Genomic DNA, 12,624 nt, shown 5'->3' on the forward strand with positions numbered 1-12,624 from the left:
CCCGTAATGATGTAGAACATTCGTCATTGCGAGGAGCGACAGCGACGCGGCAATCTTGTCCGTCAAAGAAAGACGGCTTCGTCAATCGTTTCGCTTTTTTCCCGCAATGATGTTTCGCAATTCCCTTTGCGCACTTGCGGAAGCGGAATAATTTTCCATCACCGATTTAACATCGAGCAGAATGCACGCGATTTTGCGATAAGGCTTTGAGCGATCTTTCCAATCGCCGTAGATGTAGCCTTTGCGCACCATCGAGAAAGATTTTTCCCTTTTTTCAGCGCAATACGGCATTATAAACGCGTTGTAAATGCGGTCTAGCGAAAATGTTTTTCCTTCATATTCCGCAAGTTCCTCAGATTTCATAGATTCCACAAATTCCGCATACGCCATCTGCTTGCACACGGATTCCGCACCGGGCAAATCATTCCGATTTTTTGTCATTCCGAACTTGTAAAATTTGGAATCCAGAATAAACAGCTCGTCGCCCTCAACATTTTTCGCCGCGTTGTCATGATCCCGTCCGAGAATCATAATCGTATCGGGGCGCAACGTGGAACGTCTGTCCCCATCTAATTTCCCATATTCACTACCATTAGAATTTGTATCATTTTCAGCGACGTATTTCAAATGCGGATTAAAATCATCCTTGCGAAAACCCGGCGGCAGATTCCCGAAAATCCGATCCACCATGGCTTCCCAGACGGGTGCGAAAGTGGAAACGCCAAACAGAAAACCCGAAGTGGAGTCGTCTTTCTTTCGATTTTCTTTTTTCGCAATGTATCGCAGGACTTTGAACATTGCCCGGAACAATTCCAAATGCTTGTCGTTGAATGTATCTTCTATTTTATTCAGGATAGTTTCCGCAAATAAATCATAGTCAAAAGTGAATTCCGGTTCATCCACATCCTTTTCCGAAACTCCGTAAAGAGGTCCGATCAGGCGGGCAGCTTCCTTGACGCAAAATTTATGTACAATCGTAATCAGATTGTCTTCGCGAAAACGGGACTTGCGCGTAACCAGATTTAGATAGACGACTTGATGACGGGATTGCCCTTGCGCATTTTCGCTCTGGACGACTTGTGGTTTGAAACTTTTAACCGTTTTCGGCCAGCTGATTTTTCCAGAGAATCCCTTTTTGTAAATCGCCTCGGACTCGATGAAATAGCCAAAGTCGAGATAGTATTGCAACACCGAAAGAAACGCGTCAAACGGAAAATCCAGCGATGATTTTTTTAACTCTTCTCCCGAAAAATATTTTTGTAGAGATTTATCGCATAGCACTGCAACGAGTTTGCAGAAATCCCGTCTGCATTCTTCATCCGATGTTTTTTCCGCCGAAGGCTTGCGAAATCCCATTGGGAAATAGATTTTTGGCAAATTCTCTTCGAGTTTTATGCCCACAAAGAACTTGTCTTTTTTTTCATCCTGAATTTTCCAGGCATCATAAACGCAGAAATCCGCAAAAGCTGGGTGTTGCCTTTTTGAAGTATCGGACACATTTTCATCCAGTGCGGGCATCAGACGTTTTCTTTTTCCGGTTTCAACTCTTTTTCGTCTTCATCTGTTAGCGCAAAAGCTTTTTCAAATGCCGCAAATCCGGCGTTTGATTCGAACGATTCAATCAGACTCATCAACGAATGGACTTCCTTATTGAAAACGCTCTCGGAGACATGACGTTTGAAAACATCGTTCCAAAGATACTTGAGAACTTTTTCGGCAAATTCATCCTTGGGAATATTTCCATTCTTTTTCCCTTTGATAAACCAGCCGCCCAGACATTTATCTTCGGCTTTGACAAGCCCGGTTTCGGGTGCAAGGATTTTCTTGTTAATCCATTTTCGGAAATCGCCCCAGCAGACTTCCGTGTCGCCAATCCGCAAATTGTATTGATTGGTGTCTGTCAAATTGTTCCGAATCATTTTGGATTGGAAACGACGTTGGAATGCGTTGTCCATGGTGAACACGTTTTGGTCGCAGGTATTCATCGTTCCATAGACGGAGAGATTCGGCGGCAAGCGGATAGCAGTGTTAAGACTGAATTTTATCTGATTGTTGTAAGTGACGAATTCGGCGTAGGTGATTTCATTGGCGTTTGTTATGGTGTTTTGACGGATGTAGGCGTTTACGTCATCGTTATTGACCCCGTAGGCGCTCCAGCCGACATCATAGATATTTTCTGTCGATGTATCGGGAGAGTCGCCGGGCTCGATTCTATCCAATAGCTGAAACATTTCCCCGAAAATGGCAGCGGCATTTCCCCGGTTGATTTCTTCGATAATTAAGAAGAATGGCTCCGTCGGATTCAAATATGCCCGGCGGATAATTTCGGCAAAGGGCCCCGGCTTAAAGCGATATTCGACGCCTCCATTGTCCGGCTTTACATACGGATAAATCTGCCCTACGAAATCCGCATTGCTATATTCCGGATGGAACACGCTGCGCATCTTGTGAAATTCCTTGTCCTCGATTCCTTTAAGATCTTCTTCATTGATTTTCTTGTTGACTTCGTAACTTTTACCGCAACCGGGAACACCGTAGTAGATGATTTGGGTGGGGGAATTTTGTAGTTGTTTTCCTTCTAAAGACGATTTTGCAGGAATTACATTTTGAATTTTATTACGTTCTTTTCGTTCCCAATCAACCCAATCGGTCCATTCGGTTTGAGGTAATTTTAAATTGGAGTAGTTATAATCATTGTTGTCAGCATCTACGCAATATAGGTGGAGAGTGTCAAAATGTTCTACAAAGATGCCATAACACATTAACCGTTGATTATAGTATTGTTGAATTTTTTCAAACGACTCTTGATTTTTTATTGTATCGTATGTTGTATGAGGTGAGTATTTTATAGAGCGTCTCCTATAATGAGACTTATTGATATCCTGTATTTTTGTCAGTAATAGGATTATAGGAGCTTTATCAAAGGTTTTGGCTTTTCCTTGATAGTGGATTACTATAGATTCAAATTTTGAAGCTAGCTGTATTTCTTGATATTCTGGATTTTGGTATGATTCACTAGCTTTAACGAGTATTTTCTTTTTTCCTAAGATGCAGGATGTTTTTGCCAATGGAATAGAGTTAAAAAACATCCCCTTTAAAATGTTCTCATAGCCTTCTGCCTTGAAATAATACGGAGGCATATCGTCTTTAGGTTCACGTGATTGCCCTAACGCAGTTTCCCATGAAGGGCGTTCTCCATTTTGGGGTGAAAAAATTAAAGAGCCTTGGTCCAATCTCATAATTGCTCCCAAATATGTTTAAGAAGAATTCCAACAATATTCACATCCCAGCCATTTCCTGCTCTTTTAGATAGCTGGGTGTAGGATAATTCTGCAGTATCTAATTCTCCATCTTTGAATCCCATTAAACGAAATTGTTCTGCGATAGATAATTTACGCACAATTTCTTTTCCTTTTTTACCAACTTCTATTACTCGAATGCTGTTGTGCATAGGGTCTGTTAGTGTCGGACACAAACCATTTGTTTTGATTCGTTTATTATAAACATCAAAGCATACTGGCGTTTTTACAACAAAACTTTCAATGTTGTGTTTTTCTTTTAAATGTTCGATTTGAGCATCATTAAGATAAAGATTACTCGGAGGAACTTTATCCAAAAAAGCGTCAATTTTTCCAGACAATTTTATCGGTGGTGGAACAATATTGAAATTTTCTGGTAATCCTCCATATTGTGCGAAAATCCATAAGCGTTCCCTATTTTGAGGAATGCCATAATCTTTTGTATTGAGAACATGATATGCTGCATTCTCATAACCAATACGTTTTAGTTCGCTTAAAATTTTATCAAATGTCTTTTTGTGTTTCGCTGTGGTCAAACCGCGAACGTTTTCAAGAAGAATCCATTTCGGCTTTTTTGCTTCACAAATTCTAATAATGTCGTAAAAAAGAGTTCCGCGAATATCTAATTCCCCCAAACCTTTACCTGCCGTTGAAAAAGGCTGACAAGGAAATCCGCCTGTAAACAAATCAAAATCGGGAATTACTTCAGGGGCTAGTTTTGTTATATCTCCGTAGTTTTTTATGCCGGGAAAATTCTTTTCAAATAAAATGCAAGCAGGTTTATCAATTTCAGAATAACCTATAACTTTATGTTTTAAACCAGAACGCTTTAATCCAAAGGATGCACCACCATATCCTGCAAAACCTTCAAAGACCTTTATTGTCTTCTTCGCCACCATATCGTTCCCTGCGTAAAGTGAAAACATCACTCTTGTAGAACGCTGGCGGTAGCCCATTTGTACGCAATCAAAAAAGGCGAGACGCTTCGCGCATTCTCGCCTAAAACCGGACAACTTCAGAAAAGACAAATCAATGTCGAAGGCAATCCGGACACAGACTCAAGGTGCGGGAAAACACCCCGAAATACGCGACCACGGCATCGCCGACAATTTGCCTTGTTCATCATTGTTGAAATTGTCGAGATTTCAGATAGAGAACAAGAGCGGACTCGGACGAGTTCCCTCTTATTTACAATCCCCTTCGCCAATCAAAACAAAAAAGGCGTGAAGTTGAATGCATCTATCTACCTGAGGCTCTCGACTGCCCACAACGAATAAACACAAACAACTCACGCCCCCAAAGGCCGTCATGCTTATTGGCAGTTTAATATACAACCATACAGCAAACGTTACCGCAATGAACCTGCGGCAGACGTGAGCGTTCGTCTTGTTCCCGTTGTAGAAATGGTCGAGATTTCAAGTAGAGGACAAGAGCAAAACTCTATTTGCCGGAAAATATAGATTATTTGCAGGCAAAAGGCGAAACCATAATAACTTTGGAAAAGAAAAATCGCACCATTTGGGCAGACGGCAAACAGAAATCTACAAGAAAATGTTTTTTCTCCTCTAAAGTCCTTTAATCCTTTCGCTTTCGCGGTCGTCGATGACAAAACTTCCGTCATTCACCTTGTTCAACAGTTCGATGAGCTTCGAAAGCATGGCAAGCATTTTATCTTTGTCGGCCTTTTCCTGCTCTTTGTTGAACCAGCAAGGTTCCCCATGGGAATTGAACTCGTAATAACTATCGTACAAATCCTGAATCTTGAAATTGAGTTGCCGAATGTCTTCATTCTCATCGATGACGGGTATTCCAGTTTGCGGTTTACCCGTTTCAACATCACTTGTCCAAATCGGGCCTTGTAGATAATCAAGCATGATTTTTACAGTTTGCATTTTTTTTGCCTCATTTTGTTGTTGGATATGCCGATACCACAAATCCATTGGAACCTATTCCTGCAAGAATGTAGTATTTCCCATTGTATTTGTATTTTCGCTCAAAACACTTTCGGCCTTTTTTTATGATGATTCTATTTGATACGATTTCACCATAAGAGATTATATTTTCAAGAAAATTGGGAATTTGTTCTTGTTTAAAGCCAAAAGCTTTTTCAAAGTGTTCTGAATGCCTTTGTATGATATGTTCAAGTCCTACAAGATTATTTCCTTTTTCTAGCCATATTATCTGACCGGTTGCATCTTTAGTGATGAAGACTATTTTTTCCTCGTTGAATTTTTCACCTCTATTGCGAAGCTCTTGTATAAAAGCTTTTTTCGCTATTGGAGAAAGAGGATTGGTGTTGAATAGTCCACTGTTAGTTTTGCTCATCTTTAGCCTCCCGTTTTTTTTGAAATGCTAAGGATGTTTTGCTGGGGTATGAAATAATTTTTATGCCCTTTCTTCTTGCTTTTTCAAAGCATTCGTATTTGCAAGATCCGTAAACAAGAATCAATTGAGGCTTTAGAACTTCAATCATTTTTTCAAGCCATAAGGAAAACAAATCCCGATTGATTTTTTGTCGTAATCCACTTGCTACCGTACCGATGCATACGGTTCCGTTTTGCGGGATTCCGTCAAAACAAAAATCTAACGAGAGCATATCCCCCCGAACATTATTTATAACCTTATGGCCAAGAGATCCCCACCAATAACCGAAAGTACGCATTTTGTATGTTGCAAACAATTTTAATGGCAGGGGAAAATCTTGATATGTGGAAAAATCTGGGGTTATGATGCCTTCAAAATGTTCCAGAATTTTTTGCGCTAATTTCCATCGAAACCATATTCCACTAGGATTGTCAAATTTATAGTCATCTATGAAAAAACAAACAAAACTTTGAGAATGGAAATATTTGTTCTTTCTTCGTAACTCTTGGTTGTAGATTTGAACAGCTTCGTCATACGTGATCAATGACTCTGGAATTTGACTTGTCGTATTTGGACAGAATGGAATGCCATTTTTACTGAACACGGCTCCTTTAACCATAAAGGCGTTCCATATATCTCGCAAGCCAGCTCGTGTTACCGTTCTTAATTTTATAGTCAATTTAGTTCTTCCTTTTTGAAGTTCTCTGATTCACTCTTGCAGAACGCTGGCGCTAGCCCATTTGTACGCAATCAAAAAGGCGAGACGCTTTGCGCATTCTCACCTAAAATCGGACAAATTCAAGAAAAGACAAATCACGACCGCATGCAATCTAGGCATCGATCCAAAGTGCTGAAACAGCATTTTGAAACATGTGCGCTCATGGCATTGCGGCAATTTGCCTTGTTCCTTGTGTATGAAATTGTCGAGATTTCAAGTAGAGAACAAGAGCGGACTTGGACGAGCTCCCTTTTGCCCGCATCCCCTTCCGCGATTAATACAAAAAAGGCGTGAAGTCGAATGCATTTATCTACCTGAGGCTCTCGACTGCCCGACACAAATAAACCCAAACAACTCACGCCCCAAAAGGCCGTTATGCTTATCTGGCAGTTTGATGTACAACCATATAGCAAACGTTACCGCAGAGAGCCTGCGGCAGACATAAGTATTCGCTCCTTCTCTGTATCGTGAAATTGTCGAGATTTCAAGTAGAGAACAAGAGAAAACTCTATTTGCAAGGAAATATAGATTTTTTATCGGCAAAAGGCGAATCTCGAATCGTCTTGGAAAAGAAAAATTCTGTCATTGAAACCAACAACACACAGAAATCAGCTCCGCCTCGCCTTTCGCGATAGATGTCAAAGCCCCTTAATTCTTTCGCTTCCTGGCCGTCGATGAAAAAAAATCTGACACGGGCTGCCTTCCGGTTGTCATATCGCCGTTCAAATTAGGTTTGAACAATTCGGTTTGCTGGAGAAACAAGATGGGCTCGATGATGAGTTTCGATTGAACTTTCCTTACGAAGGAACAGAATTTGGCTCAGGAATTAAATGCGATTGATTTGGGCAAATATTTTTATGGCAAGGATAAATGGGAAGAACAAGCTTAAGTGATTTTTTATAAATTGTGGGCATGAACGAACAGCAGCAGATTCTTTTTATGCAGATTCGGATTCTGAGGATGGCTTCGGAACGTTTCAATCTGTCGCTGAAAGAAACTGCGGGGCTTTTCAAGAAGTTCGATGTTCTCAAGTATATCCGCGCGTGTTTCGGCATTTTTCACGTAGAAGGCGACGAGGCGGTCTTTGAAGAGGTGAAGGCTTATCTCAAAGTGAAGGGGGCCGCCGTATGAAACTGCTGGAAGCGGGAATGCTCCTTTACCATGGAAGCTACTGCGCTGTGGAAAAGCCTGATCTAAGTAAATGCGCTCATTTTAAAGATTTTGGGCGAGGTTTTTATTTGACAAGTTCTAAAGAACAAGCTCAAAGTTTTGCAAAAATTTCGGCATCAAAAGCCAAAGGTCGCGCCTTGATTCCTGCCATGGAGCCATTTGCGTATGTATCTTCTTTTAAGGTAACGGATATATCGGGGCTTGAAACTTTTGCTTTTGAAACAGCCAATGTGGATTGGCTGCACTGCATTGTTGCCCATAGGCGAAACAATACCTTTGAAAGCATTCGTAATCAGATGACTTCCTACGATGTTGTTTCGGGGAAGATCGCAAATGATGACACCAACGCTACGATTCTTGCGTACATGGGAAATGTTTATGGCCCAATGGGTAGCGAACAGACGGACAACATTTGCATCAGTCTTTTGCTGCCGGAGAGATTACAAGATCAATTCTGCTTTAGAAGCGAAAAGGCTCTTTCGAGACTTCAATTCATTAAAAGTGAAACAGTTGTTTTGAGGTAATCTATGGTTAGTGACAAGACATTATTTGCCATGGATTTGACCGCATTAATGGCTGTTGAAAAAATCGCAAAGGATTCTCAAAGACCGGAAGAGGATGTTCTTGTGGAATTTATGGAGTCGAATACAGCAAAAATGCTTTATGATGACTCGAATAAGCTTTGGTGGGATGGCCCCGATGCTACCGCCGAAGAATTTGAACGGGAAAAATCCTAAAAATTTGCCCCCCCCCCAAAAAAAAACATCCAGGAGTTCAAATTTCGGTGATGAACAGATTTGTACAGAAAAAGAATATGGGGGAAAAATGAAATTTTGATTTTTGGCAATATGATTCGAATTTTATTTATATTGATCGGAATGACTCGGCAGTTGTGGCGATACCTGCCTGGACCGAAGTGAGTTGTACAATAGGTAATGAGCAATACAAAAATTTGGATTCCACTAAATTGACTTTGCAGATTTTTTTCAGAAAATAAAAGCATAGAATTGAATAAAGGAATTTATGTTTTCAGCGGAGTCTATGAGGTAATGACTATACAGGATGCGAGAAAAAGGGAGCGTTATCACAACGGTTATAAAACAGTCTGTGAAGATGAAAATGATTTTTGTTTTTTTAACATTGAGACAGACGCCTGTGTTTTGCTGAAACCAGTTTCTTTCTGAAAAAATTCGCTCTCGGCGAGATTCATAATAGTTTAAAAGTTGCCGCCGCTGTTGCGCTTCATTAAAGTTTCCTGGCTGGATTCCCATATTGATACGGAAGCCGATTTTAAAAGTTTGCTTCGCAATGCATGATGTGGGAACAATCGTGATTATCGACGACAGGGAAAAATGCAACAACTCTATTTAGGAACTTGCTTTTGGGGGATGTTTTGCAAGATAATCGGCAAGAGGCTTTTCGTAAATATTTCTATATTTTCGGGGCGATGTCTAGCGCGAATAAGAAATTCTCGTTTTTTGAACGATTCATGCGTCTTGTCGTCTTGGTGGTCATTTACACCGTGCGCGGCTTCTTTTTTGTTTGGTATCGCCCGAAAGTCCGCTTTACGGATAAGAGTGTTGAATCGACGAATCTCCGGTCTCCGTCGGTGATTATTGCGAACCATACGAGTATGCGGGATCCCATTATGATGCTCGCCGTTTTTTTTCACAAGCGGAGCATTGTCGTTGCCAAGGACCAGGTGGAAGATCCGCATTTCAGCTGGGCTCTGAAGCACACGGACTGCGTGATTCCCTGCGATCGTTTTAATATGGATACGGAATGGGCTTTGCTCGCCCGGCGCGAACTGGAAAAGGGCAATTCGGTCATCATTTTTCCCGAGGGAAAGTGCCGCTACGATGGGCTTTTGAACGAGTTCAAAACGGGATTTGCTTTCTTGGCTCGTTCGACGGGTGCGCCAGTTGTTTCCGTTGGCATTGACGGCATTTACAAGTGGGGGCATCGGACTCAGATTGTCATTGGCGATGCGGAAAAAATTGAAAGGGTCGCTGGCATCCCCTCTTCTAAACATTTGGCGGAACGCGGCGAATACTTTAGGCAGAAAGTCTGGAAATTGAAACAGCTGGCCTTAGGAAAAGAAGCCGCAATCCTTCCCACGACGGCAGAAACCCCTCAAGAAATTTTGCCGGGAGAGGGGGAAAAATGAAAATAGGCCTTGTTTTGGAAGGCGGTTCCCGCCAGACGATTTTTTCAGCGGGCATTTTGGACGCTATGCTGGACGAGGAAATAGTATTTCCGTATATCTGCGGGGTTTCGGCGGGCGGGCACGCCGCCATGAATTACGTCACGAGGCAAAAGGGACGTTTGCGCCATATCATCATGCCGACGAAATTGCAGCGAGGCGAGAAGCGGGCGAACCGGATTCTGGACGGCATTCAAAAAGAGTCCCATGCGTTGCATTACGATGCCGCCTATGGAGACATACCCTTTCATTTTCAGGATTTTTTCGCATCCGATGTGGAATGCGAATTTACCTTGACCAAATGTGAAACGGGGCGTCCTGTCTATTTGAATGAAAAGGAAAGCGAACGTCGCCTTTTGGACATTGTGAATGCGAGCTGCTCCGTGCCTATGCTTTTTCCGATTGCGCAAATCGGCAAATTCCATTATGTGGATGGGACCGTTTCCGATCCGATTCCCTATCGGCGCGCTTTTGAAAAAGGCTGCGATCGGGTCGTGGTGATTTCTACGCATTATCCGGGCGAGTCCGTGACGGATTTTCGCAAATACAGCGTGATTCTCAACCCGATGTTCAAGCATCGCTATCCGAATCTATTCCGGGTGATGATGGTCCGCTTTCGCCGTTATGTGAGGATGTTTGAAACTTTAAAAGCTCTGGAAAAAGAGGGCAAAGTGTTTTTAATGCGCCCGCAAAAGGACCTCTGCGATCTTTTTGAAACGAATCTGGAACGCCTGAACGCTTCGTATTCCATGGGCCAGCAATACGCTGCTAGCCGAATGGCAGCACTTAAGGAATTTCTCCGCTGAAAAATTTCTTCCAATATTTTTGCAAAAAAATCGAGTGCGGTGTGCGCTCGATTTTGAATTTTAAAAGAGGGTGTTCGGCTTATTCGTGATAGAGCTTTGCCGTCTGGTATTTGGGTGTCGTCGTTAAATTGACGTGCAAACGGCGGAAAAGGTCCACATCGACTTGGGCGAGGATGACGCTTGCATGGACTTCGCAGTGTTCGAGTTCCGAAAGTTTTTCGAGGGCGATTTTGGCGTTGTAATCCGTCAGGGCGCAGACCGAAAGCGCAATTAGAACTTCGTCCATGTGCAATCGGGGATTCTGGTGCCGAAGTTGCTGGGTTTTTAGATTTTGAATGGGTTCGATGACCATCGGGGAGAGCAGGCTGACTTTGTCGGGAATGCCGGCCAGATGTTTGAGGGCGTTCAGGAGGGCGCTCGAACAGGCTCCAAGAAGCGAAGTCGTTTTGCCGGTGACAATCGTGCCATCCCGAAGTTCGATGGCGACAGACGGCGCATTCGATTCCTCCGCTTTCTTCTCGGCGACAATGGCGACTTTTCGGTCTTCCGGTCTAACGTGCGCCTGTTCCATCACCAGTTTCAATTTATAGACCTGCTCCTGTTCCGCTTGGCCTTTGCGCACTTGGCAAAGCGCATTGTAATAGCGCCGGATGATTTCCTGATTGGAGGCTTCGCAAACCGCCACGTCGTCGATGATGCAGTTGCCCGCCATATTGACGCCCATATCGGTCGGGGATTTATATGGGGACTTTCCGAGGATATGCTGAAATATCGCGTTCAGCACAGGGAAAATTTCCACATCCCGATTGTAGTTCACCGTCGTTTTCCCGTAGGCTTCCAAGTGGAATGGGTCGATCATGTTCACGTCGTTCAGGTCGGCGGTCGCCGCTTCGTACGCCAGATTGACGGGATGTTTTAAAGGAATGTTCCAGATGGGGAAAGTCTCAAATTTCGCATATCCCGCTTTGATGCCGCGCTTGTTTTCGTGATAGAGCTGGGAAAGGCAGACCGCCATTTTTCCGCTTCCAGGACCCGGAGCCGTCACAACGACGAGTTCGCGGTTCGTTTCCACGAAATCGTTTTTTCCGTAGCCGTTGTCGCTCACAATTAGCGGGATGTTGGACGGATAGCCTTCGATGGAATAATGCCGATAGACTTTCAATCCGAGATTCTCGAGTTTCTTCTGGTAGGCAACGGCGCTTGCCTGATTGTCGAATCGGGTGAGGACGACACTGCTGACATACAGACCGTAACCGCGGAAAGCGTCAATCAGACGCAGAACGTCCATGTCGTAAGTGATTCCCAAATCGCCACGCACTTTGTTTTTTTCGATATCGTTTGCATTGATGGCGATAATGATTTCGGCTTTGTCCTTCATCTTGGTGAGCATTCGGATTTTGCTGTCGGGCGCGAAACCTGGGAGCACGCGGGCTGCATGAAAATCGTCAAAGAGTTTTCCGCCAAATTCCAAGTAGAGTTTTCCGCCGAATTGGGCGATGCGCTCTGCGATTTTTTCCGATTGCATTTTCAGATAAGCATCGTTGTCAAAACCGATTTTGTACATATACGACAGTCCCTTTTGAATACTTGGCCAAAGATAATAATTTTGACGATTTGTCTCTTGGTCTTCTTTAAAAATTCATTTTCAAAAAATCGGTTGCATTAGAGTGGCTGGTGATTAGGGGTTAGTTGAGAGTTTGGAGTTTGGAGTTTGGAGTTGGGAGTTGGGAGTTGGGAACTGAAAACTAATAACTAATAACTAGTCAGCCCTTAAAAAGTCACTTTGCGAACGCAAGATAAGGACGTTCGCATTTTTTGTTCATTCCGTTCCACAGAAGGCAAAAACAGTATAGCCATTCCAACAGGGCAAAAAAGCGCCTCATGGCCCTCTTGAAGTTGAACGCTGCCGCAGCAAGCTTTGCATTGAGCATGTCGCCAAAGATTCCCTTGTAGAAATTTCTGCCCATACGGTGGTCGCTTTTCAGGTGGCCGTTGATAGGCTCGATGCCAGCCCTCTTGCAAAAAAGCTTGTGAGCCTTTTTCTTCTGGTAGTAAGTCGCGTTT

Annotated in this window: 12 protein-coding genes and 1 pseudogene; 5 read left to right on the plus strand and 8 right to left on the minus strand. The window is 43.1% G+C overall.

What is annotated here, in order from left to right; all coding sequences use genetic code 11:
- Positions 1-81: 81 nt before the first annotated feature.
- The 6 genes from B5D40_RS13660 to B5D40_RS13685 all read right to left on the minus strand — a co-directional run bounded on the left by B5D40_RS13660 (position 82) and on the right by B5D40_RS13685 (position 6,342).
- Positions 82-1,518 carry an LlaJI family restriction endonuclease gene (locus B5D40_RS13660; protein ID WP_078777357.1) on the minus strand — a complete coding sequence of 479 codons (1,437 nt, stop codon included), beginning with the start codon at positions 1,516-1,518 and terminating at the stop codon, positions 82-84.
- Positions 1,518-2,762 (minus strand): hypothetical protein, encoded by a 1,245-nt coding sequence (locus tag B5D40_RS13665; protein WP_078777358.1) that lies wholly within the window; start codon positions 2,760-2,762, stop codon positions 1,518-1,520. The genes B5D40_RS13660 and B5D40_RS13665 overlap by 1 nt, the downstream gene beginning before the upstream one ends.
- A gap of 473 nt (positions 2,763-3,235) precedes the next feature.
- A complete protein-coding gene (locus B5D40_RS13670) occupies positions 3,236-4,255 on the minus strand; it encodes a DNA cytosine methyltransferase (RefSeq protein ID WP_078777359.1) in 1,020 nt (339 codons plus the stop codon).
- Positions 4,256-4,864: 609 nt separating this feature from the next.
- Positions 4,865-5,191 (minus strand): RNA helicase, encoded by a 327-nt coding sequence (locus B5D40_RS13675; protein WP_078777370.1) that lies wholly within the window; start codon positions 5,189-5,191, stop codon positions 4,865-4,867.
- 10 nt (positions 5,192-5,201) lie between these two features.
- Entirely contained in the window at positions 5,202-5,624 is a 423-nt protein-coding gene (locus tag B5D40_RS13680) for a putative barnase/colicin E5 family endoribonuclease (protein ID WP_078777360.1), read from the minus strand.
- On the minus strand, positions 5,611-6,342 hold the full coding sequence (locus B5D40_RS13685; protein WP_144319707.1) for a DUF4417 domain-containing protein: 732 nt from the start codon (positions 6,340-6,342) through the stop codon (positions 5,611-5,613). The genes B5D40_RS13680 and B5D40_RS13685 overlap by 14 nt, the downstream gene beginning before the upstream one ends.
- 951 nt (positions 6,343-7,293) lie before the next feature.
- On the opposite strand from B5D40_RS13685, the gene B5D40_RS13695 reads away from it, so the two are divergent.
- The 5 genes from B5D40_RS13695 to B5D40_RS13725 all read left to right on the plus strand — a co-directional run bounded on the left by B5D40_RS13695 (position 7,294) and on the right by B5D40_RS13725 (position 10,560).
- The gene (locus tag B5D40_RS13695) at positions 7,294-7,512 is read left to right on the plus strand and encodes a DUF3791 domain-containing protein (RefSeq protein ID WP_078777363.1); all 219 of its coding nucleotides are present in this window, start codon (positions 7,294-7,296) and stop codon (positions 7,510-7,512) included.
- The gene (locus tag B5D40_RS13700) at positions 7,509-8,075 is read left to right on the plus strand and encodes a DUF3990 domain-containing protein (RefSeq protein ID WP_078777364.1); all 567 of its coding nucleotides are present in this window, start codon (positions 7,509-7,511) and stop codon (positions 8,073-8,075) included. Before B5D40_RS13695 ends, B5D40_RS13700 begins: the two co-directional genes overlap by 4 nt.
- A gap of 3 nt (positions 8,076-8,078) precedes the next feature.
- Complete coding sequence (locus B5D40_RS13705) at positions 8,079-8,288, plus strand: hypothetical protein (RefSeq protein WP_078777365.1); 210 nt, start codon at positions 8,079-8,081, stop codon at positions 8,286-8,288.
- A 710-nt stretch (positions 8,289-8,998) separates the two neighbouring features.
- Positions 8,999-9,718, plus strand: coding sequence for a lysophospholipid acyltransferase family protein (locus B5D40_RS13720; protein WP_078777371.1), 720 nt, complete (start codon positions 8,999-9,001; stop codon positions 9,716-9,718).
- Entirely contained in the window at positions 9,715-10,560 is an 846-nt protein-coding gene (locus B5D40_RS13725; RefSeq protein WP_078777368.1) for a patatin-like phospholipase family protein, read from the plus strand. Before B5D40_RS13720 ends, B5D40_RS13725 begins: the two co-directional genes overlap by 4 nt.
- Positions 10,561-10,639: 79 nt before the next feature.
- On the opposite strand, the gene B5D40_RS13730 is transcribed toward B5D40_RS13725, so the two are convergent.
- Together B5D40_RS13730 and B5D40_RS13735 are read right to left on the minus strand one after the other, a co-directional pair.
- Positions 10,640-12,124: a DUF1846 domain-containing protein gene (locus B5D40_RS13730; RefSeq protein ID WP_078777369.1), complete on the minus strand. Its 1,485-nt coding sequence runs from the start codon at positions 12,122-12,124 to the stop codon at positions 10,640-10,642.
- 214 nt (positions 12,125-12,338) lie between these two features.
- Positions 12,339-12,624: pseudogene (locus B5D40_RS13735) on the minus strand (hypothetical protein); the annotation flags it as partial.

The sequence above is a fragment of the Fibrobacter intestinalis genome (assembly GCF_900167415.1).
GTDB classification, from domain to species: Bacteria; Fibrobacterota; Fibrobacteria; order Fibrobacterales; family Fibrobacteraceae; genus Hallerella; species Hallerella intestinalis.